This is a genomic window from Pantoea sp. Pa-EAmG (assembly GCF_030024295.1).
Taxonomy (GTDB): Bacteria; Pseudomonadota; Gammaproteobacteria; order Enterobacterales; family Enterobacteriaceae; genus Pantoea; species Pantoea dispersa.
This window is the reverse complement of the sequence record NZ_JASEWO010000043.1, coordinates 1-22875: the sequence shown is the minus strand read 5'-3', so window position 1 is coordinate 22875 and position 22875 is coordinate 1. Positions and strand designations below refer to the sequence as shown.

19 protein-coding genes are annotated in these 22875 nt (G+C 58.5%); 11 read left to right on the top strand and 8 right to left on the bottom strand.

Features of this window, described 5'->3' with window-relative positions:
* The first annotated feature begins 229 nt into the window (after nucleotides 1-229).
* Nucleotides 230-1147: an HTH-type transcriptional activator AaeR gene (aaeR, locus tag QMM04_RS08485; RefSeq protein WP_282996001.1), complete on the top strand. Its 918-nt coding sequence runs from the start codon at nucleotides 230-232 to the stop codon at nucleotides 1145-1147.
* A 324-nt stretch (nucleotides 1148-1471) separates the two neighbouring features.
* On the opposite strand, the gene tldD is transcribed toward aaeR, so the two are convergent.
* The 8 genes from tldD to csrD form a co-directional block, all read right to left on the bottom strand.
* A complete protein-coding gene (gene tldD / locus QMM04_RS08480) occupies nucleotides 1472-2917 on the bottom strand; it encodes a metalloprotease TldD (RefSeq protein ID WP_021508147.1) in 1446 nt (481 codons plus the stop codon).
* Between the two features lie 64 nt (nucleotides 2918-2981).
* Nucleotides 2982-6800: an AsmA2 domain-containing protein YhdP gene (gene yhdP, locus QMM04_RS08475; RefSeq protein WP_282996000.1), complete on the bottom strand. Its 3819-nt coding sequence runs from the start codon at nucleotides 6798-6800 to the stop codon at nucleotides 2982-2984.
* 47 nt (nucleotides 6801-6847) lie between these two features.
* Entirely contained in the window at nucleotides 6848-8317 is a 1470-nt protein-coding gene (gene rng / locus QMM04_RS08470; RefSeq protein WP_021508149.1) for a ribonuclease G, read from the bottom strand.
* Nucleotides 8307-8900 (bottom strand): Maf family protein, encoded by a 594-nt coding sequence (locus QMM04_RS08465; RefSeq protein WP_150059493.1) that lies wholly within the window; start codon nucleotides 8898-8900, stop codon nucleotides 8307-8309. Before QMM04_RS08465 ends, rng begins: the two co-directional genes overlap by 11 nt.
* 8 nt (nucleotides 8901-8908) lie before the next feature.
* A complete protein-coding gene (mreD, locus tag QMM04_RS08460) occupies nucleotides 8909-9397 on the bottom strand; it encodes a rod shape-determining protein MreD (RefSeq protein WP_031279826.1) in 489 nt (162 codons plus the stop codon).
* Nucleotides 9394-10428, bottom strand: coding sequence for a rod shape-determining protein MreC (mreC, locus tag QMM04_RS08455; protein WP_021508152.1), 1035 nt, complete (start codon nucleotides 10426-10428; stop codon nucleotides 9394-9396). The genes mreD and mreC overlap by 4 nt, the downstream gene beginning before the upstream one ends.
* Nucleotides 10429-10696: 268 nt before the next feature.
* Entirely contained in the window at nucleotides 10697-11740 is a 1044-nt protein-coding gene (gene mreB, locus QMM04_RS08450) for a rod shape-determining protein MreB (RefSeq protein WP_003855260.1), read from the bottom strand.
* Nucleotides 11741-12051: 311 nt separating this feature from the next.
* A complete protein-coding gene (gene csrD, locus QMM04_RS08445) occupies nucleotides 12052-13998 on the bottom strand; it encodes an RNase E specificity factor CsrD (protein ID WP_150360355.1) in 1947 nt (648 codons plus the stop codon).
* Between the two features lie 306 nt (nucleotides 13999-14304).
* On the opposite strand from csrD, the gene msrP reads away from it, so the two are divergent.
* The 10 genes from msrP to QMM04_RS08395 all read left to right on the top strand — a co-directional run.
* Complete coding sequence (gene msrP / locus QMM04_RS08440; RefSeq protein ID WP_058759882.1) at nucleotides 14305-15309, top strand: protein-methionine-sulfoxide reductase catalytic subunit MsrP; 1005 nt, start codon at nucleotides 14305-14307, stop codon at nucleotides 15307-15309.
* Complete coding sequence (gene msrQ, locus QMM04_RS08435) at nucleotides 15310-15912, top strand: protein-methionine-sulfoxide reductase heme-binding subunit MsrQ (protein WP_021508155.1); 603 nt, start codon at nucleotides 15310-15312, stop codon at nucleotides 15910-15912. It abuts the gene before it with no gap.
* A gap of 232 nt (nucleotides 15913-16144) precedes the next feature.
* Entirely contained in the window at nucleotides 16145-16597 is a 453-nt protein-coding gene (gene aroQ, locus QMM04_RS08430; RefSeq protein WP_282995997.1) for a type II 3-dehydroquinate dehydratase, read from the top strand.
* 21 nt (nucleotides 16598-16618) lie between these two features.
* Nucleotides 16619-17086: an acetyl-CoA carboxylase biotin carboxyl carrier protein gene (accB, locus tag QMM04_RS08425; RefSeq protein WP_222986072.1), complete on the top strand. Its 468-nt coding sequence runs from the start codon at nucleotides 16619-16621 to the stop codon at nucleotides 17084-17086.
* 11 nt (nucleotides 17087-17097) lie between these two features.
* Entirely contained in the window at nucleotides 17098-18447 is a 1350-nt protein-coding gene (accC, locus tag QMM04_RS08420; protein ID WP_282995994.1) for an acetyl-CoA carboxylase biotin carboxylase subunit, read from the top strand.
* A 71-nt stretch (nucleotides 18448-18518) separates the two neighbouring features.
* Nucleotides 18519-18761, top strand: coding sequence for a YhdT family protein (locus tag QMM04_RS08415; protein WP_058759884.1), 243 nt, complete (start codon nucleotides 18519-18521; stop codon nucleotides 18759-18761).
* Nucleotides 18751-20196: a sodium/pantothenate symporter gene (gene panF, locus QMM04_RS08410; protein WP_238561430.1), complete on the top strand. Its 1446-nt coding sequence runs from the start codon at nucleotides 18751-18753 to the stop codon at nucleotides 20194-20196. The genes QMM04_RS08415 and panF overlap by 11 nt, the downstream gene beginning before the upstream one ends.
* Nucleotides 20197-20208: 12 nt before the next feature.
* A complete protein-coding gene (prmA, locus tag QMM04_RS08405; protein ID WP_058759886.1) occupies nucleotides 20209-21090 on the top strand; it encodes a 50S ribosomal protein L11 methyltransferase in 882 nt (293 codons plus the stop codon).
* A 195-nt stretch (nucleotides 21091-21285) separates the two neighbouring features.
* Nucleotides 21286-22014, top strand: a complete 729-nt coding sequence (locus QMM04_RS08400; protein ID WP_282996005.1) for a carbonic anhydrase family protein — start codon at nucleotides 21286-21288, stop codon at nucleotides 22012-22014.
* 308 nt (nucleotides 22015-22322) lie between these two features.
* The coding region (locus QMM04_RS08395) for a tRNA-dihydrouridine synthase (RefSeq protein WP_282995993.1) at nucleotides 22323-22875 on the top strand (553 nt) is incomplete at its 3' end.

The following is a 22875-nucleotide window of genomic DNA, read 5'->3' as shown; positions in this document are numbered from 1 at the left end:
CGCACCGATACCTGCCCTCATGCCACGGAGCACGTTGGGTTGATTATCAGGGGATGATTGGGAGACTGATGGCAACATTCAGGCCGCGTTGAGCTAATGATAGCGTATCATCGAGTAAACACAGCCGTGTTAAGGTGCGGTGAACAGACCCAGCGTGCGTATAGTAACGCGCTTGACTATACGTTTTCTACATATTGTGAGCTAAATCACTTTTTAGCCAGAGTAAACAATGGAACGACTCAAAGGCATGTCCATTTTCGCCAAAGTGGTTGAATTGGGCTCATTTACCGCCGCCGCACGCCAGCTGCAGCTCAGCGTCTCGTCAATCAGCCAGATTGTTGCCAGACTGGAAGATGAGCTGCAGGTGAAACTGCTTAACCGCAGCACCCGCAGTCTGGGCCTGACCGAAGCCGGTAAGATTTATTATCAGGGCTGCCGCCGCATGCTGGCAGAGGCCTCGCAGGTGCACGAACAGCTGTACGCCTTCAACAACACGCCGATCGGGATTTTACGCATCGGCTGCTCAACCACCATGGCACAAAATGTCCTGTCCGCCATGACCAGCGAGATGCTGCACGAATACCCGGGACTGAGCGTCAACCTGATGACCGGCATACCGGCGCCGGACCTGATTGCTAACGGGCTGGATGTGGTGATACGCGTCGGTGAGCTGCAGGATTCCAACCTGTTCTCGCGCCGGCTGGGCGCCATGCCGATGGTGGTATGCGCGGCGAAGAGCTACCTGGCCCAGCACGGCACGCCGGAAAAGCCGGCTGAAATCGACAACTTTTCCTGGCTGGAGTACAGCGTGCGCCCGGATAATACCTTCGAGCTGGTGGCACCGGAAGGCCAGGTGACGCGCCTGACGCCGCAGGGGCGTTTTGTCACCAATGATTCTCAGACGCTGATTCGCTGGCTGAAAGCGGGCTGCGGTATCGCCTATGTGCCGCTGATGTGGGTGATTGATGAGATCAACGTCGGTGAGATCGATATTTTGTTCCCGCAGTATCACTCGGAGCCGCGCCCGGTGTATGCCGTCTATACCGAGAAGGATAAGCTGCCGCTCAAGGTGCAGGTGTGTATCAATTATCTGACCGAGTATTTCAGGCAGGTGGCGAGGCAGTATCAGCAGCACCGCAAAAGTTAGCCGGGGTGGCGCGCGGGTATTGCTGGCCTTAAGGACACATACGGGGAAGTGCTGTTCAGTGATGCATGCCAGTCACCATGAAGGTGACCTGGCAAAACAATTGCGTGATGCCGATCAGTTAAGTACCAAATTCAATTACCGCAGATTTCGTAGCGGCGCGATTAATCGCGCGTACTACTAGCAGCACCATTCCCATCCATGCTTCGCGCAATAAATTGCGCCGCTACCAAAGTGTGCGTGCTGTTTACTCATAACTGACAAGCATTGTACAAACCCATTGCGCGGTTTTGACAGGGTGCGCACTGATGCGCACCAGCATGAACCTTAAGCCGTTCCGCCCACGGTAATTTTATCCAGCTTCAGCGTGGGCTGACCTACGCCGACCGGCACGCTCTGGCCCTCTTTACCGCACACGCCGACGCCCTTATCCAGCGCCAGATCGTTACCGACCATGGAAATCTGCTGCATCGCCTCAATGCCGGAGCCGATCAGCGTCGCGCCTTTCACCGGTTTGGTGACTTTGCCGTTCTCGATCAGATAAGCCTCGGAGGTCGAGAACACAAACTTGCCGGAGGTGATATCGACCTGGCCGCCGCCAAAGTTAGGGGCATACAGACCATACTCCACACTCTCAATGATCTCCTGCGGCGTCGATTTGCCCGCCAGCATATAGGTGTTGGTCATGCGCGGCATCGGCAGGTGCGCATAGGATTCACGACGACCGTTACCAGTAGGCGGCACGCCCATCAGACGCGCATTGAGCTTGTCCTGCATATAGCCTTTCAGCACGCCGTTCTCGATCAGCACGTTGTACTGTCCCGGCACGCCTTCATCATCCACCGCCAGCGAACCACGCAGCCCCTGCAGGGTACCGTCGTCAACCACGGTGCAGAGTTCGGACGCCACCAGCTGGCCCATCTTACCGCTGAAGACGGAAGTCTCGCGGCGGTTGAAATCCCCTTCCAGACCGTGGCCCACCGCTTCGTGCAGCAGCACGCCTGGCCAGCCCGCACCCAGCACCACCGGCAGCGTACCGGCTGGCGCCGCGACGGCGGACAGGTTAACCAGCGCCATGCGCACCGCTTCGCGCGCCCAGACATCGGCCCGTACGTCGCCGCTCTCATCGGCGAGGAAAAATTCGTAGCCGGTACGCGCACCGCCGCCGCTGGCGCCGCGCTCGCGTTTACCCTGATCTTCCACCTGAACGCTAATGGACAGGCGCACCAGCGGGCGAATATCCGCCGCCAGCGTACCGTCGGTGGCGGCGACCAGCACCTGCTCGTAGACGCCGCTCAGGCTGGCATTCACTTCCTGCACGCGCGGATCAGCAGCGCGTGCCACTTTATCAACCCGGTGCAGCAGCGCGATTTTGTCTTCGCGCGTCAGGCTGTCCAGCGGATTGACTGGTGCGTACAGCGAACGGTTAAGCACCGCGGAGAGCGCGTGCGCTTTACCGTTGCCCTGCTCGCGCACAATACTGCGCGCCGCTTCGGACGATTGGCGCAGGGCGTTGAGGCTGATTTGATCGGCATAGGCAAAACCGGTTTTCTCGCCGCTTACCGCGCGGACGCCCACGCCCTGATCGATGTGATAAGAGCCATCTTTAATGATTTTGTCTTCCAGCACCCAGGATTCATGGAAGCTGGACTGAAAATAGAGATCGGCATAGTCCAGACGACGTTCTGAAAGCTGCCCTAACAGGGAAAAAAGGTCCTGCTGATTAATGCTGTTCGCAGCTAGTAACTGCTCACTTACCAGATTCAGAGTCATCGTTTCTCACTCATTATGTGCTCGGATAGTCATAGCCTGCGGCAATTCCCCGACGGCGTCAAATTCACTTCTTATCGGCTTCGCGCGGTTTGCGCAGCACTTCATTGATTTCCGGCTTATCCAGCGGTCCGCTGATGTGATAGCGCAGCAGCGAAATCTTATTCCACAACGGTGCCAGCACCTTGCTGGCGGCAAAAACCGCCGCGCCGACCACCGGGTTAATCACAAACGCGGTGGCCACGCCAACCGAGGCACCGATCTCCGGTGCCACCACCGCTTCCATGTCGATTTGCCGCTGCACAAGATCTATTTTGCCCTGCATGGCGATATCCGCTTCGAGGCCATCCACCAGCAGGTTATCGGTGCGCATCACGCCGTTTTCAATCCACGCCGTGCCGTTAATCGAATCAAACCAGAAACCTTCATTAAAGGTATCGCTAAAATCGAAGCGCAGCTTACGCAGCAGGGCATCGAAGCTCACCAGCCGCAACAACTGTCCGGCACGACCGGTGTTCACATCCGCAATCTGCCCTTTGCCGAAGTGGGTTTTCAGCGTGCCGCTCAGCGTCTTTTCTGAAGGCTGCCACGGTGCGGAGCGCCAGTGCAGGTCATAATCAATTTTAAACGGCGCATCGCGCAGCGGCGTGTTCATGCCAAACCAGTTGGTGGCATCATTGATATTTTTGCCGCTCAGGCTGCCTTTTAACGAGGTGCGCTGCTCGCCCGCTTTGTTCACCCATTCACCCGCGACATTGAGCTTCGAGCTGCCGGTATCGACGCTGCCGTTAGTGAGTGCTAACGTCTCTCCCTGCGGCTGGAGCCTGGCCTGAATGTGGCCGAACTTCTGCCCGCGCAGCCAGCACTCAGCGCAGTTGAGCTGCAGCGCTGGCCAGCTGCGGAAATCAATGCCGCTGTCCCCACTGAACGGCGAGGAGGCCTTGCCCGCTTCGTCGTCACTCCATTGCGGATTGTAATAAAGATAGCTCAGGTCGATTTGCCACGGCGCGTGTTGTGCGGTTCGCAGGCTGCCGCGCGCTTCGCGGCTCTCCAGCTGCAGCTGCGTACTGCCGCCCGCGCCCTGGGTCACCGTGGCATTAACATCGTGCCACTGCTGGCCGCCGAGCGTCAGGGCCGGAGTGCGCAGCGTCACATCGCCCGGCAGCAGTGCGCCGCCGATGTCCGTCTCGCCCTGCGCATTGCGTGAACCCGTCGCGCCGGTCATCAGCCCCAGCCAGGCTTCGCCGTCCAGCGCCGGCAGATTAAGCACCATCCCACGCCGATCCGGTAGCGCCGGCGTGCTTTTGGCATCATTCAGCCAGATACCGCGATCAACGCGCAGCTGCGGCTCCAGCAGCCAGCGGCTGTTAAAGCGATGGTGCTCACGCACGCTGCCGCTGAGGTTAAAACTGTGCAAATCGCCGCTGGCATTAATGGCGATGGGCAGTGCCTCACCGGCCTCTTTATCCAGTGGTGGAGGTAAGTGACTGCTCACTGTCTTGCCGTCACCGTTGATATCAACCTTGTAGCGCGCCCCACCCTGATGCGGCAGCGTGATGTCGACATTGCCCTGCCACGCCAGACTGCCGCCCAGCTTACTGCTTACGCTGGCGGGCAGCATGGCCAGTTTTGCCGGCTGCCAGTCGCCCAGCAGTTTGACGTTAACGCCAAAATCATCGGGATTTTCCGTGGTGGTGAAACGCACGCCGGTGGGCTGACCGAACCAGTTGGCCTGCAGCTCTTCACTCTCCAGGTTTCCGTTGTTGTAGCGGAAACGTCCGGTCAGGTTTTTCAGCGTGGTGTTAAGCGGCTTAATGTGCAGGCTGTTGTTATTCAGCACCACGTTACCGCTGGCGTGCACCAGTTCCCCATCCAGCGGAATATCCAGGTTGAGCGAACCACGCACGTTGCCGCTAATCTGCAGCTGCTCCAGCGCCGCACCCAGCGTGGATTTGAGCGGCGTGCGGGCGAAATAGTCGGCGATATCTTTACCTTCGCCGCTCAAATCACCGTCAATGATCAGCTTCTCTTTCAGGTAATCCGGGATTACCGCACTGACGTTGCGCGCGTCCACCGCGCCCAGCCGGGTTTGCGCCGCCTTCATCCACAGACCATCGTTAATAAAATCGAGGTCGATATCGAGGTTTTGCAGCGCCGGCCAGCCCGGCTGGAACTGGAAGGTAGCATTGCGCACCGGCACGGCCACTTCAAACATGCCGTCGTGGTGCTTAAACGGGAACAGACGCGGATCCCCGGCAAACAGCAGCGTGGCATTCTCCACCTGGCCGCCTTTGACCGCTTCGCTGAGATACTGCGTCAGATCGTGGCCCATCAGCGGCTCGGGGAAGTAGCGCCAGGCATCACCGGCGTCGGTGACGCGAATCCCGGCAAGAATGTCGAGGCGCGGCGCTTTACCGACATTTTGCTGATAGCGGAAATCGCCGCGCGCCCATAGCGAACGTGCCTGCACGTCCAGCTGCTGGCCATCCAGCGTCAGGCCGTTGCCATCGCGCAGCCAGTTAATCCTGCCGGTGACCTGCTGAATCTGTAACGGCGCCTGGAACATATCGCCGTACGGCACTTCGGCCTGGCCCATCTGCACATCCAGCTGGCCGTGGTTCAGACTGCCGCTGGCGCTGCCGCTCAGATTGCTGATGCCCGGCAAAAGCTGCCAGTGCTGCCACGCCAGATCGCGCCAGCGCGCCTGCAAACGCGTCTGCTCCGGCTGCGCCAGCGGAATATCCAGCGCCAGCGCGTCGATATAGCCGCGCGGCTGCAGCGCCCGCCAGTTGTCCAGCAGCGTGGGCGAGAGCGGCGCAAACAGCGGCACCAGCGGTGCCAGACGCTGCAGATCGAGCCGGGTGGCACGCACCCGCACTTCTGCTGCACTGTTCGCGCCGATCATCTGTTTATCTTCCGGCTTCCACAGCAGGGCGATATGGCCGGCATCCCAGGCCACGCCGTCAGTCATCAGCCGGGTTTGCGGCACCGTCAGGCTCCAGCCATTCTGGTAGCGCGCCAGATGCGCGGTCAGGCCATCCACCTGCAGCTGATGATCGCCCTGCTCGCCGCGCCAGCGTGCGCCGCCTTTGCTCAGCAGCAGATCGCCCGCGTACACTTCGCCGTCGCGCAGGTTGACCCACGCGGCCAGGCTGAAACGCGCGCTTTGCAGGCTGGTATTATCACGCAGCCAGCGGCCAATCCACGGGCGCACGTCCACATCATCGGCCTGCATCCAGATGCGGCCGTCGTTGAGTAAGCCGTTAGTATCGTTAAGATCGAGCCGTACCTGCACCACGCCGTGCTGGCCGGTGAAGCTGGACAGGCTCACTTCGCCTTCGGCGCGATGGCGGTTGTCCTCGTTCAGCCAGGTAAGGCGGGGAATCGCCAGTTCGGCATGCTGGCCGGAAGGCGTGAGAAAACGGATGCTGCTGTCGCGCAGATCGAAATGGTCAAACTGGCGTAAGAACAGATCGTTGATTTGGGCCGGTTTAAAGCTGTTTTTTTGCTCGTCGCTGGTGAGCAACGGACGGTTGGTTGCCAGCCGCAGCTGCCAGAAGGTGAGATCGCGGAACTGCCAGCGCCAGTGCAGCAGCGACTGCCACACATTGAGCGCCAGCGTAACGCGGCCAATCTGCAGCTCGCCATCTTTTTCCATGTCGATACGCAGATCGCGTACCTGCAGGGTCGGGCCAAAATTCTCCCATTTTCCCTGAACTTCACTGGCATCGATGGTGACGCCGCTGACGCGCGAAAGGGTATGCAGCACCTCGCCGCGATAGCTGTTGAGATGCGGCATCACAAGGCGCAGCCCGCTGACCAGCAGCGCCACAATGACGATGATTGCGGCGAGCAGCAGTAACAAAATCCCCGGCAACCGCCTCACACACCTCTCCTTGCTTTCCGTTGGGTTACGGCGTTCAACCTCACGACTTACATCATGACGACGTCAAACTGCTCCTGCGTGTAGAGCGGTTCAACCTGTACTTTGACCTGCTTGCCGACAAAAATTTCCACTTCGGCCAGCGCGTGCGACTCATCGCTTTTCAGCGCTTCACCCACTGCGGGCGACACGTACACCAGGAAGCTGTCGGAGTCGTAAGCGTGATGGACACGGACGATTTCACGCATGATTTCATAGCACACGGTCTCCACCGTCTTCAGCGAACCACGTCCCTGGCACACCGGGCAATCGGCACACAGCACATGCTCAATGCTTTCGCGCGTGCGTTTGCGCGTCATCTCGACCAGCCCCAGCGCGGAGAAGCCGTTGATGCTGGTTTTGACGCGATCTTTGCTCAGCGCGCTCTCCAGCGAGTGCAGCACGCGCCGGCGATGATCGTCATTATTCATGTCGATAAAGTCGATGATGATAATGCCGCCGAGATTACGCAGCCGCAGCTGGCGCGCAATCGCCTGCGTGGCTTCGATATTAGTATTAAAAATGGTTTCGTCGAGGTTGCGGTGGCCGACAAACGCACCGGTGTTAATGTCCACCGTGGTCATGGCTTCGGTCTGGTCGATAATCAGGTAACCGCCAGATTTCAGTTCCACCTTGCGCTCGAGCGAACGCTGAATCTCGTTCTCCACGTCATAGAGATCGAAAATCGGCTGCTTGCCGTTGTATAGCTCCAGCTTGCTGGCCATCTCCGGAATATATTCGCTGGTAAATTCCACCAGCAGATCGCAGGTCAGGCGCGAATCGACGCGGATGCGATCCAGCGCTGCGCCGGCGAAATCGCGCAGCACGCGCTGCGCCAGCGCCAGCTCGCCGTACAGCAGGCAGCGCGTCTGGTTGCGCTTCTTACGCTCGCTGACTTTGGTCCACAGGCGCTTTAAAAATGCCGCGTCCTGCGCCAGCTCTTCTGCGCCAATGCCTTCTGCGGCGGTACGAATAATAAAGCCGCCGAGATCGTCACAGTAAGCGGCAACCACCGCTTTCAGCCGCTCACGTTCGGCTTCGCTTTCAATGCGCTGTGAGACGCCCACGTGTGAAGCCCCCGGCATAAAGACCAGGTAGCGCGACGGCAGCGTAATATCGGTGGTGAGGCGGGCGCCTTTGGTGCCGAGCGGATCTTTCACCACCTGCACCATTAAATCCTGTCCCTGACGCACCAGCTCGGCGATATCGCGCACGATAAAGTTCTTCTTCTCATCACCCGCCACGCATTCGGTGTGCGGCATGATATCCGAGGCGTGCAGAAAGGCCGCTTTGTCCATCCCGATATCGACAAACGCCGCCTGCATGCCCGGCAGTACCCGGCTGACGCGCCCTTTGTAGATATTGCCGACAATACCGCGCCGCGCTTCGCGCTCAATATGGATTTCCTGCAGAATGCCGCCGTCAATATAGGCAACACGGGTTTCAGAAGGTGTCACATTTACCAGCAGTTCAGCCGTCATCTTGTCCCCTTAACGCACGCAGCGACTGAAAATGGCTCAGCAGTTCGCCGGTTTCCACCAGCGGCAATCCCACTACGGCGTGATAACTTCCATTGATGCGGCGTACAAAGTTGCCGCCCAGGCCCTGAATTCCGTACGCGCCGGCTTTATCCATCGGCTCGCCGCTGGCGATATAGTGCGAAATTTCCTCTGCCGTGATAGTGCGGAATGTCACGTCTGTGGTCACCAGGCAATCCAGCTCGCCCTGCGCATCGGCCAGCGCCACGGCCGTCATGACCTGATGGGTTTGCCCGGCCAGTTTACCCAGCATCTGCGCGGCATGCGCCGCATCGCGCGGTTTCTCCAGCACTTCGCCATTCAGCACCACGATGGTGTCAGCGCCCAGCACCGGCAGATCCTGCGGTGCTATCTGCACGCCGGCCCGCGCCTTATCGCTGGCCAGACGCCGCACATAAGACTCCGCCGCTTCGCCCGGCTGACGCTGCTCTTCAACATCGGTAATCAGGCGCTCAAACTGCAGGCCAAGCTGCGTTAACAGCTCGCGCCGACGCGGTGAGCCGGAAGCCAGGTAGAGGGTTATCATTGTATTCCTTATTGCACAGCAAACTGACGGCGAATCTTTCTCATCAGTAAGAATAGCCAGGGCCACAGGATACCGTCGACCACGCTACTCCAGAAGATTTCCGGGCGGAAGGAGACGTTGATGACCAAAAATTCTGCCCAGAAAACAATCACATCAACCGCCAGCGACAGCACCATAACCATTAATGCCTGCTGCCACAACGCCAGATTGCGGAATAGCTGAAATTTAAAGGCCACCAGATAGGCGATAATGCTGAACGCCAGCGCACGCACGCCCAGCGTTGAGCCGGCGACCAGATCCATAATGGCGCCGAGGAAAAAGCCGGTGCCCACATTGACCCGGTGCGGCAGCGCCAGCACCCAGTAGATCAGGATCAGCAACAGCCAAGATGGCCGGAACATGTAAATCTGATCCGGCCACGGCATGATTTGCAGGATAAGCGCAACAAGGAAGGACAGCCAGATCACCCAACGCCCCTGGCTGCGATATCGACTCAAGGCTGGCCTCCGCGCGAGTTCGCCGGATTACCCTGCGAACGGCTGCTGGCGGCGGGCTGTGGCGGCCCCATCTGCTGATTTTGCTGCATCATGGCGGGTGCCGGCGGCCCCATTTCGCCCGCGGGCGGCAGCACTTGCGGCATCATCTGCATCAGGCGTTCGTTGGCAACGCGATGCACTTCGTCCGGTGCCATCGGCATGTCGCCGTTCTTATCCGCACCCCACAGCAGCAGCAGGTAGCGCAGACGCTGCAGACCGGCGGTCGGACGCGCCTGAATCACGGTATAGGCACGCTGCGTATCCACTTTCACTGACGACACCACGCCGACCGGATACCCTTCCGGGAAGCGTCCGCCCAGGCCCGACGTCACCAGCACATCACCGACGCGAATATCCGTATTGCCCGGCAGATGCTCCAGTTGCAGATCTTCGCTGCAGCCGTTACCGGCGGCGATGACGCGAATATCGTTACGCAGCACCTGAATCGGCAGGGCGTGCGAGGCATCGCAAATCAGCAGCACGCGGCTGGTCATCTGCCCTACCGCCACCACCTGGCCGACCACGCCTTTATCGCTGATCACCGGCTGGCCTTCATACACGCCGTTGACGCTGCCTTTATCGATGATCACCTGATCGGTGTAAGGATCGGTGCCGGTGGAGATCACCTGGGTCACCATTTTGTGCTCATCCTGACGCAGCGGCGAGCCGAGCAGCTCGCGCAGACGCGCGTTTTCCTGCTTGTATTGCCCCAGCATCAGCAGGTCACTGTTTTTCAGGAAGAGCTCACGGCGCAGCGCTTTATTTTCCAGCTCCAGCTGCTGGCGCGAGGCCAGCGTTTCGGAAACGCCGTCAAGAAGCTGTCGTGGCCCGTTGGCCAGGAAGTAAAATGGACTGACCGACGTGTCCAGGTAGTTGCGGATCTGGGAGAACGTGCTTATCCGGCTATCGGCGACAATAATCGCGATAGCCACAATCACGGCCAGAAACAGGCGCAACTGCAGGGAAGGTCCCCTGCTAAAAATCGGCTTCATAAATTCTGCGAATTCCTCGACATCAGGGAAGAAGCGTGAGTGTCAGCACTCACGCCTCCAGGGCTGGACGCTATACGCCGTCGTGCGCAGCGTCGCCAGTTACCCCGCATCCTGCAAACCGCAGTGACGACGTTGTGCCGTTGCTGCCCGGTGCCTGCTGCTGAGGCTGCCGTGCGGCATGCGATGGCCATCGTCCTGCCGTTGTGCTGATTTTGGGTATCGTCGCTATTCCCTGCGCAATTTGACCACGGTCTCAGCCGGAGAGGAATTACTCCTCGCTGAACAAATCGCCGCCATGCATGTCGATCATTTCCAGTGCTTTACCGCCGCCGCGCGCTACGCAGGTCAGCGGATCTTCTGCGACTACCACCGGAATACCGGTCTCTTCCATCAGCAGACGATCCAGGTTACGCAGCAGCGCACCGCCACCGGTCAGCACCATACCGCGCTCGGAGATGTCAGACGCCAGCTCCGGCGGGCACTGCTCCAGCGCGACCATCACGGCACTGACGATACCGGTCAGTGGCTCCTGCAGCGCTTCCAGGATTTCATTGGAGTTCAGCGTAAAGCCACGCGGCACGCCCTCAGCCAGGTTACGACCGCGCACTTCGATCTCGCGCACTTCGTCACCCGGATAAGCAGAACCGATCTCATGCTTGATACGCTCAGCGGTGGCTTCACCAATCAGCGAGCCGTAATTACGGCGCACGTAGTTAATGATAGCTTCATCGAAGCGATCGCCACCAATACGCACAGAAGAAGAGTAAACCACGCCGTTCAGGGAGATAACCGCGACTTCGGTCGTACCGCCACCGATATCCACCACCATCGAGCCGGTCGCTTCTGACACTGGCAGACCCGCGCCGATTGCCGCGGCCATGGGTTCTTCAATCAGGAACACTTCACGGGCACCGGCGCCCTGCGCCGATTCGCGGATGGCACGACGCTCAACCTGGGTCGCACCAACCGGCACGCACACCAGCACGCGTGGGCTGGGGCGCATAAAGCTGTTGCTGTGCACTTGCTTGATGAAGTGCTGGAGCATTTTTTCAGTCACGAAGAAGTCGGCGATAACGCCATCTTTCATCGGACGGATAGCTGCGATGTTACCCGGCGTACGGCCAAGCATCTGCTTTGCATCATGACCAACAGCCGCTACGCTCTTTGGGGAGCCGGCGCGATCCTGACGAATGGCAACCACAGAAGGCTCGTTCAGCACGATGCCTTGTCCTTTTACGTAAATCAGGGTATTGGCGGTACCCAGGTCAATGGACAAGTCATTGGAAAACATGCCACGAAATTTTTTAAACATACTAAGGGATAATCCTGCAAGCTGGGGGCGGAAAATAAAATCCGCCTACTTTACCAACCACGCGAAGCCGCTACAAGGCGCAAAAACGTTCTGCTTCGGTGAAAAACCAGGCTGAATAATTTTTCGCGGCGGTGCTGCCGTCCGACACCGGCGTTAAACGGCGCTAAGCTGCCGCTCTAAACGCAAATTCACCCGCCGGTCGCGGGTGAATTCCGACATAAAATCTAACATTTCCCGCCGCCGATCGCGCCGGCTGCGCACGGCATAAAGGCGAAAAATAGCCCCCTGCTGCCGTATCTGTGGCTGACGCGCTAAATCCGGTAACGTTGCGAGTGTTTCTTCACGTTACTGTTCACCGGCAGCGAAGGAGCAAAAAAGTCGCCCTGGCCGCCCGCGACGCCCAGCCCGGCCAGCGTTTGCCACTCCGCGCGCGTGCGTACACCGGCGGCAAAGACTTTGGTGGGCGTGGATTTACACACTTCCAGCAAACTTTGCACGAACAGCTGATTTTCTGTACGGCGCTCAATGTTGCGAATCAGACCCGGGTCGAGCTTGATCAGCTCAATCGGGAACTGCTTGATGTAAGCGCTACTCACCACCGTTAATCCGGCCTGATCTACCGCAATCCGACAGCCAAACGCGGTTAGCATACGGAAAACCGGCACTAAACGATTGATGTGTTGACAAACATCCGCCTCAGCAAGTTCAAATAAAAATCGTTTTCTTTGCGATTTACTGCACTGCAGCAGCAATTTTTGCAGCCAGCGCTGGAACGGCCGTTGCAGCAGCGAATCGATATTCACTGGCAGCGCCAGCGTTTCATCCGGCCAGACCTCCGATAGCGCCGCAATACGCATGACCAGCTGACGATCCCAGCTGTCGGCCATGCCAAGCTGCAGCACCAGCGGCATGAACTCTGCCGACACCACCTCTTTATCGCCGTCGAACACGCGCGCCAGCATTTCACGGTGATGCACTTTGCCGTCCAGCAGCACCGCCGGTTTCTGGTACAGACGCGGGCCGCCGCGGTTTACGGTGTTTTCCAGCAGGGTGCGCCAGCGCACGCTGCCGCGCCCCATCTCCAGCGTATTGCCCTCGCCTACCGACCAGTTGTTGCCGCCCTGCAGCGCCGCCCGGCGCGTGGCCAGTTCGACATTCTCCATCACCTGCGACACCGACTCGCCGCTGCGCCAGGCGCTGATGCCAATGTGGATTAGGTCATCACGATCCACCATGCGCATCGGCGGCAGTGAATCCACCGCGTTGATCAGCTGGTCGGCAATGCTGTTGGCCTCTTTCAAAGTGCGGTGCGGCAGCAGTACGGCAAAGTCGCTGCGGAAATAGCGCGCCAGCAGCGCACCCGGATAGCGCAGCACGAAGGTGGAGAGCATGTTCACCAGGTCGAACAGGTATTCATCGACCAGCGTCGGTCCGAGGGTTTCATGCAGGGTGTCGAGGTCCGGCAGCCGCACCATCATCACCACACCGTGCGTGCCAACGTCTTCCTGGTCTTCCAGCAACGTGGCCAGCTGGTTATCGAAAAACAGGCGATTATTCAGGCCGGTGCGCGAATCCTGCGCGGCAAAGGTGCGGATTAAGGTGTCGATACGCAGACGCTGCTCGCCGGCTTCCTGTAAATCCCCCAGCAGCAGATCGATAGCGCGGCTGGCTTTCGGCGGCCATTCGGCGATGGTATCGCTGCGCGGCGCGCGCTCGCCAGCAAGGATGCGCTCCGCACGCGCCTCCAGCCGCTCCATATGCTGCCAGCGGCGGTTAAGCCAGCGGTGCGTCATCACCAGCAGCGCCGACATGATCGCCACCACCGTCAGCAGGATAATCAGCGTGTAGGCACCGGTGAACGAGCGGAACCAGGTTTTGGCGGGATCGAGCACCACCACGCGCAGCGCCATGCCCGGCGCGTGCACCAGCGGCACATCCAGTTGAATGAAACGGTTGGGCTCGTCTTCCAGCATCGGATTTTCATGGCGCGCGAGGCGGAACAGCACGGTATCATCGTGATGCAGTTCCAGCTGTTCGGCATTGATGACGGGCATCAGGCGCGTCAGCCAATGCGTCAGTTCCTGCGGTGACTGGCTGGCCAGCGCTTTATCGACTTCCGTCGCCAGCGTCTGCACGCGGTTCTCTACGCGCTGCTGCGACAGCCAGATAAAACTAAAAGCGCAGCCTACCAGCATCAGTAACATCGCCAGTAAGCTTAATAAGGTAATAAACGCAGAAAACTTGGTTGTTAATCGCATCCCTGTGCCTGTATCACTGCGGTTTATGAACGCCAGCCAACGGTTCGCGCCAGCCGCGCTGGTGCAAACCTGAGCAAATTATCACAATTACCGATCCAAATCAGCGCCCGCCCGGCGCCGGGTTTCGCCACCCTGCGGCGCGAGTATAACGTCAAAGTGTGAAGCGCTGCCTTCCGGGGCGGCTTTTTCGTCCTATTCTCAACAGAACGCACCGGCCAGGAAATTTCACATTTTGCCAGCAAAAGTGGCGCGCCGGGCAGCGTTTGATCATGCTAGCTGCAGTTAATCGATTTGCCGGAGAACGCCATGAAGCGCAAGCACATCCTTACCGAAGCCGATGTTACGCCGGAAAGCATTTTTAATCTGCGCCGCCGCCAGGTGCTGAAAGCGCTGGGGCTTGGTGCTGCCGCGGCCAGTCTGCCCGGCGGCGCACAGGCCGATGTGCTGAGCTGGTTTAAGGGCAATGACAGGCCGCCGGCGCCTGCCGGACGCGATCTGCAGTTCAGTAAACCGGCCCAGTGGCAGGCGGACCTGCCGCTGACGCCGTTTGATAAAGTCGCAGGCTACAACAACTTCTACGAATTTGGTCTCGACAAAGCCGATCCCGCCGCCAATGCCGGCACGCTGAAAACCGACCCGTGGCAATTGCGCATTGAGGGTGAAGTGGCGAAGCCGATGACGCTGGATATGGACGACATCTTCAAGCGTTTCGCCATGGAGCAGCGTATCTATCGCATGCGCTGCGTTGAAGCCTGGTCGATGGTGATTCCCTGGGTAGGCTTTGAACTCAACAAGCTGCTGAAGCTGGCTGAACCCACCAGCAATGCCCGCTATGTCGCCTTCCAGACGCTATACGCGCCCGATCAGATGCCGGGACAAAAGGACCGCTTTATCGGCGGCGGGCTGGATTATCCCTATGTTGAAGGCTTGCGGCTGGACGAAGCGATGCATCCGCTGACGCTGCTCAGCACCGGCGTTTACGGCAAAGCGCTGCCGCCGCAAAACGGCGCGCCGATTCGCCTGACGGTGCCGTGGAAATATGGCTTCAAAGGGATTAAGTCGATCGTCAAAATTACCCTGACGCACGATCGTCCGCCCACCACCTGGAGCCAGATCGCCGCTAATGAGTATGGCTTCTACGCTAACGTGAATCCGCACGTTAACCACCCGCGCTGGTCGCAGGCCACCGAGCGCTTTATCGGTGCGGGCGGCATTCTCAAGGTGGAACGTCAGCCGACGCTGCTGTTCAACGGTTATGCTAAAGAGGTGGCCTCGCTGTATCGCGGTCTCGATTTACGGGAGAACTACTGAGTGCGCCTGACATTACGCCACGTTACGCTGCTGAAAGTGGTGCTGCATCTGGCGGCGTTTTTGCCGCTGGTGTACCTGTTTCTGGCGGCAAACCAGGGCTGGCTGAGCGCCGATCCGGCGAAAGATATCCAGCATTTTACCGGCCGCATGGCGCTGAAGCTGCTGCTGGCGACGCTGCTGGTGAGCCCGCTGACGCGTTATCTGAAGCAGCCGCTGCTGATTCGTACCCGCCGGCTGCTCGGCCTGTGGTGCTTCGCCTGGGCCTGTCTGCACCTGACCAGCTACTATCTGCTGGAACTGGGCTACGATCACCTGCGATTACTCGGCAGTGAGATTGTCTCACGCCCCTATTTGTTACTGGGCATGATCAGCTGGATTATTCTGTTTGCTCTCGCCATCACCTCTTTTCAGCGCGCCCAGCGCAAACTGGGACGCCGCTGGCAAACGCTGCACAACGGCATCTATCTGGTCGCGATCCTCGCGCCTGTCCACTATCTTTGGTCTGTGAAAGTGCTGTCACCGCAGCCGTGGATTTATGCACTACTGGCGCTGGCGCTGTTAGGCTGGCGTTACAATAAGTTGCGTAAACTTCTGCGCCGATAATCCCCGCAAGGTTGTTTTCCTGCTGCGAGATCTGTTAAAAGGTGTGGCCTTCGGGCCTCGCCGGATCAACTTCGCAGATAAGACCAGTATTTTGCTGCGAATTGCCTCGAAACGGATATAATGCCCGGCTTTATTGCAAGCGAAGTCTTCTTTTTCACTCTGAAGAGTGACAAATGAAGGATGTCGCGGTATTTTACGCGATGCCTCACTGATTGCAGGAGATAGCCGCAAGATGGCGCATAAATTTCACATACTGCTGTTAAACGGACCCAACCTGAACCTGTTGGGAACGCGCGAGCCTGAGAAGTATGGTTACACTACGCTGGCGCAGATTGTCAGCGATCTGACACAACAGGCCGACCAGCACCATGTGAAATTGAGTCATTTGCAATCGAATGCGGAATACCAGCTGATTGATCGTATTCACGAAGCCCGCAGCAACGTCGATTACATCATCATCAACCCGGCTGCGTTTACGCACACCAGCGTTGCCCTGCGCGATGCGCTGTTGGCGGTTAGCATTCCTTTTATTGAGGTGCATCTCTCTAATGTGCATGCACGCGAACCGTTCCGACATCACTCCTATCTTTCCGATGTATCTGCCGGCGTCATCTGTGGACTGGGCGCCGACGGCTACTCGTGGGCTTTACAAACGGCCGTAAAACGCCTGTCACATTCCAATTAAACAGAGTACGGAACCACACTCATGGATATTCGTAAAATTAAGAAACTGATCGAACTGGTTGAAGAGTCCGGCATCGCTGAGCTGGAAATCTCTGAAGGCGAAGAGTCGGTTCGCATCAGCCGTTCACCTGCCAATGTCGGTTACCCTATGATGCAGCAGGCTTATGCTGTTCCGGCTCCACAGCCTGCGCTGGCTGCTGCGGTTGCACCTGCTACTGCGCCTGTCGCTGCAGAAGCGGCTAAACCTGAAGTCAGCGGCCACATCGTGCGTTCGCCGATGGTCGGTACCTTCTATCGCACCCCAAGCCCGGACGCCAAAGCGTTTGTGGAAGTGGGTCAGAAAGTGAACGCTGGCGACACCCTGTGCATCGTTGAAGCGATGAAAATGATGAACCAGATCGAAGCCGATAAATCCGGCGTTGTGAAGGCGATCCTGGTCGAAAGCGGCCAACCGGTTGAATTTGACGAGCCGCTGGTTGTCATCGAATAACGAGGCGAAGCATGCTGGATAAAATTGTCATTGCTAACCGCGGTGAAATTGCGCTGCGCATTCTGCGTGCCTGCAAAGAGCTGGGCATCAAGACTGTTGCCGTGCACTCCACTGCGGACCGCGACCTGAAGCACGTGCTGCTGGCGGACGAAACCGTCTGCATCGGCCCGGCGCAGTCGGTCAAAAGTTATCTGAACATCCCGGCACTGATCTCTGCCGCCGAAATTACTGGCGCAGTGGCGATCCACCCGGGCTACGGCTTCCTCTCTGAGAACGCCGATTTCGCTGAGCAGGTTGAGCGCTCTGGCTTTATCTTCATCGGCCCGAAAGCCGACACCATTCGCCTGATGGGCGACAAAGTGTCTGCGATCACCGCAATGAAGAAAACCGGCGTACCGACCGTACCTGGCTCTGACGGCTCGCTGACCGATGACATGGATAAAAACCGTGCCATCGCCAAGCGCATCGGCTATCCGGTGATCATCAAAGCCTCCGGCGGCGGCGGCGGTCGCGGCATGCGCGTGGTACGCAGCGAAAAAGATCTGGAACAATCCATCGGCATGACGAAAGCGGAAGCCAAAGCGGCTTTCAACAACGACATGGTGTACATGGAGAAATTCCTCGAGAACCCACGTCACATTGAAATTCAGGTGATGGCCGACGGTCAGGGCAACGCGATCTATCTGGCGGAACGTGACTGCTCAATGCAGCGTCGCCACCAGAAAGTGGTCGAAGAAGCGCCTGCGCCAGGTATCACGGCAGAGCTGCGTCGTAACATCGGCGAGCGTTGTGCCAAGGCCTGTATTGATATCGGCTATCGCGGTGCGGGTACCTTCGAGTTCCTGTACGAAAACGGTGAGTTCTACTTCATCGAGATGAACACCCGTATTCAGGTGGAGCATCCGGTGACCGAGATGATCACCGGCGTGGATCTGATCAAAGAGCAGCTGCGTATTGCTGCCGGTCAGCCGCTGTCAATCAAACAGGAAGACGTGATTGTTCGCGGTCATGCGGTAGAGTGCCGTATCAACGCCGAAGATCCGAACACCTTCCTGCCGAGCCCGGGCAAGATCACCCGTTTCCACGCGCCAGGCGGTTTTGGCGTGCGCTGGGAATCGCACATCTATGCCGGCTACAGCGTGCCGCCGTACTACGACTCAATGATTGGTAAACTGATCACCTACGGCGAAAACCGTGACGTGGCTATCGCGCGCATGAAAAATGCGCTGGCGGAACTGATCATCGACGGCATCAAGACTAACGTCGATCTGCAGATGCGCATCATGACCGACGAAAACTTCCAGCAGGGTGGTACTAACATCCACTATCTGGAGAAAAAACTCGGCCTGCACGAGAAGTAAGCGCAGCGCAGAGCAATGCAGAGGCCGGTTAAACCGGCCTTTTTCATTTTTGTTGCCTTTGAGGTTGCATGATGGATGGGCGTTTTTTGCAAGCTAACAAAGAGGCGCGCTGGTCGCTGTACCTGACGCTGGCGTACCTCGCTGTCTGGGGCGTGTCCGCGTGGCTCGGCGGCACACAAAGCGGTATTACCGGCTTACCGCGCTGGTTTGAGTTCTCCTGCGTGTTCGCCCCGCTGCTGTTCATCGGCCTGTGCTGGCTGATGGTGCGCGTGGTGTTCCGCGATATGTCTCTGGAGGACCACGATGGAAACTGAAATCATTCTGCCACTGCTGGCCTATCTGGTGGTGATCGCCGGGCTGTCGGTGTTTGCCATGCGCAAACAGCGCCACGGCAACTTTCTGAGTGAGTATTTTCTCGGCAGTCGCTCGATGGGCGGTTTTGTGCTGGCGATGACCATCACCACCACCTACATCAGCGCCAGTTCCTTCATTGGCGGACCCGGTGCGGCGTATAAATACGGCCTGGGCTGGGTGCTGCTGGCGATGATTCAGGTGCCGGCAGTCTGGCTGTCGCTCGGCGTGCTGGGAAAAAAATTCGCGATTCTGGCGCGACGCTACAACGCCGTGACGCTCAACGACATGCTGTATGGCCGCTACCGCAGCCCGCTGCTTATCTGGCTGGCCAGTATCAGCCTGCTGGTGGCGTTTATTGGTGCCATGACGGTACAGTTCATCGGCGGCGCGCGCCTGCTGGAGACGGCCGCCGGTATTCCTTATGACACCGGGCTGCTGATTTTTGGCGGCACCATCGCGCTGTATACCGCGTTTGGCGGCTTTCGCGCCAGCGTGCTCAACGATGCCATGCAAGGGCTGGTGATGCTGATTGGCACCTTCCTGCTACTGTTTGCCGTCATCCATCAGGCAGGTGGACTGGAAACGGCGGTCACCAAACTGCGCAGCATCGATCCGCAGCTGGTATCACCGGAAGGCGTCGGCAACGTCATCAATCCGACCTTCCTCAGCTCGTTTGCCGTGCTGGTGTGCTTTGGCGTGATTGGGCTGCCGCATACTGCCGTGCGCTGTATTTCCTACAAAGACAGCAAAGCGCTGCACCGTGGAATTATCCTTGGCACTATCGTGGTAGTGATACTGATGCTCGGCATGCATCTGGCCGGCGCACTCGGCCGCGCGGTACTGCCTGATCTGGCGATTCCGGATCGCGTGATCCCGACGCTGATGATCACCGTGCTGCCACCGATGGCGGCTGGCGTGTTCCTCGCGGCGCCAATGGCGGCGATCATGTCGACGATTAATGCGCAGCTGCTGCAATCGTCCGCTACGCTGATCAAAGATCTTTACCTGCGCATTGCGCCGCAGCACAGCGAGAACGAGGCGCGTTTGCGGCTGCTCTCCGGCACCATCACCTTTGTGCTCGGCCTGCTGCTGCTGCTGGCGGCCTGGAATCCGCCAGATATGATTATCTGGCTCAACCTGCTGGCGTTCGGTGGCCTTGAAGCGGTCTTTCTGTGGCCGCTGGTGCTGGGACTGTACTGGGAGCGCGCCAATGCGGCGGGCGCCATCAGTGGCATGCTGGTGGGCGCCGGTTGCTATACGCTGCTTGCCAGCCTGAAAATCGAACTGTGGGGCTTTCACCCTATCGTGCCATCGTTGACATTAAGCCTGCTGGCCTTCCTGGTGGGTAATCTGTTCGGCAGCGCGCCTGACGCACGCGATGCTGCCCTGGAATAAAAGAGAAACGCTATGCCATGGATTCAAATCAAAATTAACAGCACCGGCGAGCACGCCGAAACCCTCAGCGACGCGCTGATGGACGCCGGTGCGGTGTCAGTCACCTTTCAGGACACGCACGACAACCCGGTGTATGAGCCGCTGCCCGGTGAAACCCGCCTGTGGGGCGATACCGATGTGACTGGCCTGTTCGACGCGGAAACCGCCATGGACGACGTAGTGGCTGAACTGAGCCAGCATCCGCTGCTGGGATCGGGTTTCCGCCATAAGATCGAACAGATCGAGGATAAAGACTGGGAGCGCGAATGGATGGATAACTTCCATCCGATGCGCTTCGGTGAACGCCTGTGGATCTGCCCCAGCTGGCGCGACGTGCCGGATCCGGATGCAGTCAACGTGATGCTTGATCCCGGTCTGGCCTTTGGTACCGGCACCCATCCCACCACGTCGCTGTGCCTGAGCTGGCTGGATGGCCTCGATCTGCAGGGCAAAACGGTGATCGATTTCGGCTGTGGCTCCGGCATTCTGGCCATCGCCGCGCTGAAACTCGGTGCAGCCCAGGCGATCGGCATTGATATCGATCCGCAGGCGATCCAGGCCAGCCGGGATAACGCCGAACGCAACGGCGTGGCCGACCGCCTGTCGCTGTATCTGCCGCACCAGCAGCCGGAAAACCTGCAGGCGGATGTGGTGGTCGCCAATATCCTCGCCGGTCCGCTGCGCGAACTGGCGCCGCTGATTAGCGTGCTGCCGAAAGCCGGCGGCCATCTTGGTCTGTCCGGCGTGCTGGCCAGCCAGGCGGAAAGCGTGTGTGAAGCCTATGCGGAGCGTTTTGCGCTGGACGCCGTGGCGGAAAAAGAGGAGTGGTGCCGCATCACTGGCGTGCGCCGCTAACCGACGCATGGGCCAGCAACTGCTGGCCCGATTTCGCCCGCCTGAGACCTGTCTCAAATCCCCGCCAGCCCCGTTTTCCTGCCGTTTCTTTACATTGAAATCATTAGACTGCTGCACCAGGCGATAGCGCTATCCCTGTTAACCGTGCCGTGCGCGGCACATAACATTGATATATCGCTTAGTGAATAAATGATGATGAAAAGCAAACACACACTGATCGCTCTGCTGCTGGCAGCAGCGCCTTTTGCTCACGTTCAGGCTGCCGCCTGGGATTATGCTCAGCCACAGCAGTGGGGCGACCTGTCCCCTGATTTTCACGTCTGCAAGCAGGGCGTGAATCAGTCGCCGATTGATATTCGCCAGGCGCTGCATGCCAGTCTGCCGGCGCTGACGCTGGAACTGCAGGCGCGCCAGGCCGCGATTGTTAACAACGGCCACACCGTGCAGATCAACCTGCAGCAGGGCGATACGCTGACGCTGGACGGCGAGACCTTCACGCTGAAGCAGTTCCACTTCCATACCCCGAGCGAAAACCTGATCGACGGCAAACGCTATCCGCTTGAGGGCCACTTTGTATTCAGTGACGAGCAGCAGCAGCTGGCGGTCATCGGGGTGATGTTCGAAGCCGGTGCGGCAAATCCGGTACTGACGACGCTGCTGGATACGCTGCCGGCGCAGGTCAATCAGCCGGCTACGCTGCAGCAGGATGTCGATATTACGCCACTGCTACCCGCCGATCGCCGTTACTACCGCTTCAGCGGTTCACTCACCACGCCACCGTGCAGTGAAGGCGTGCGCTGGCTGGTGATGAAGCAACCGGTAACGGCTTCCACACAGCAGCTGCAGGCCTTTAGCGCGGTGCTGGGTGAACACGGTAACAGCCGCCCGGTGCAGCCGCTCAATGGCCGGCTGGTGGTTGAGTAACGAAATACTCACCAAACGTAAATAAACCGTTCACTTTTCAATCATATCACCGCCATTTCTCTTGCCGATTCGCGGAAGTGGCGGTTTTTATGTTGTGATTCAGCGCATATTTTTGGAAAAACTTTTGCTCACAATTTCAGCGTATTTTTGTAATGCACTGAATTTAAACAAGTAATGATGAATACCCCGCTGCTAAGCCCCATTTCCCTGATCTTAAACGGCGAATTGTTCAAAGTTTGGCCTTTCATCTTCCGGAAAAAATGCGTAATATACGCCGCCTTGCGAACAGTTAGGGTCACTTCTTTTTCATGCGCATTGGACATCACCAGCTACGTAATCGACTCATCGCTGCGCCTATGGCCGGAGTATCCGACAAGCCATTTCGCACCCTGTGTTATGACAACGGCGCCGGTATGACTGTCTCCGAGATGCTGTCATCGAACCCGGAAGTCTGGGCCAGTGACAAATCACGTTTGCGTATGGTGCATAGTGACGAGCCCGGTATTCGCGCCGTGCAAATTGCGGGTTGCGATCCCGATGAGATGGCCGCCGCCGCGCGCATTAATGTTGCGTCCGGTGCACAGGTTATCGACATCAACATGGGCTGCCCGGCTAAAAAAGTGAATCGTAAGATGGCAGGTTCAGCGCTGCTGCAGCATCCGCAGCTGGTGGAGTCAATCCTCCGTGCGGTGGTGAACGCAGTCGATGTACCGGTTACGCTGAAGATTCGCACCGGCTGGGACAAAGAAAATCGTAATTGTGTAGAGATTGCCCAATTGGCTGAACGCTGTGGTATTCAGGCCCTGACCATTCATGGCCGCACGCGCGCCTGTTTGTTTGAAGGGCAAGCTGAATACGACA

Coding starts and splice junctions, on each gene's coding strand:
- prmA (WP_058759886.1), top strand. CDS start 20,209: ATGCCATGGATTCAAATCAAAATTAACAGCACCGGCGAGCACGCCGAA.
- tldD (WP_021508147.1), bottom strand. CDS start 2,917: ATGACTCTGAATCTGGTAAGTGAGCAGTTACTAGCTGCGAACAGCATT.
- mreB (WP_003855260.1), bottom strand. CDS start 11,740: ATGTTTAAAAAATTTCGTGGCATGTTTTCCAATGACTTGTCCATTGAC.
- aroQ (WP_282995997.1), top strand. CDS start 16,145: ATGGCGCATAAATTTCACATACTGCTGTTAAACGGACCCAACCTGAAC.
- csrD (WP_150360355.1), bottom strand. CDS start 13,998: ATGCGATTAACAACCAAGTTTTCTGCGTTTATTACCTTATTAAGCTTA.
- rng (WP_021508149.1), bottom strand. CDS start 8,317: ATGACGGCTGAACTGCTGGTAAATGTGACACCTTCTGAAACCCGTGTT.
- accC (WP_282995994.1), top strand. CDS start 17,098: ATGCTGGATAAAATTGTCATTGCTAACCGCGGTGAAATTGCGCTGCGC.
- QMM04_RS08400 (WP_282996005.1), top strand. CDS start 21,286: ATGAAAAGCAAACACACACTGATCGCTCTGCTGCTGGCAGCAGCGCCT.
- msrP (WP_058759882.1), top strand. CDS start 14,305: ATGAAGCGCAAGCACATCCTTACCGAAGCCGATGTTACGCCGGAAAGC.
- panF (WP_238561430.1), top strand. CDS start 18,751: ATGGAAACTGAAATCATTCTGCCACTGCTGGCCTATCTGGTGGTGATC.
- QMM04_RS08465 (WP_150059493.1), bottom strand. CDS start 8,900: ATGATAACCCTCTACCTGGCTTCCGGCTCACCGCGTCGGCGCGAGCTG.
- QMM04_RS08415 (WP_058759884.1), top strand. CDS start 18,519: ATGGATGGGCGTTTTTTGCAAGCTAACAAAGAGGCGCGCTGGTCGCTG.
- mreC (WP_021508152.1), bottom strand. CDS start 10,428: ATGAAGCCGATTTTTAGCAGGGGACCTTCCCTGCAGTTGCGCCTGTTT.
- aaeR (WP_282996001.1), top strand. CDS start 230: ATGGAACGACTCAAAGGCATGTCCATTTTCGCCAAAGTGGTTGAATTG.
- accB (WP_222986072.1), top strand. CDS start 16,619: ATGGATATTCGTAAAATTAAGAAACTGATCGAACTGGTTGAAGAGTCC.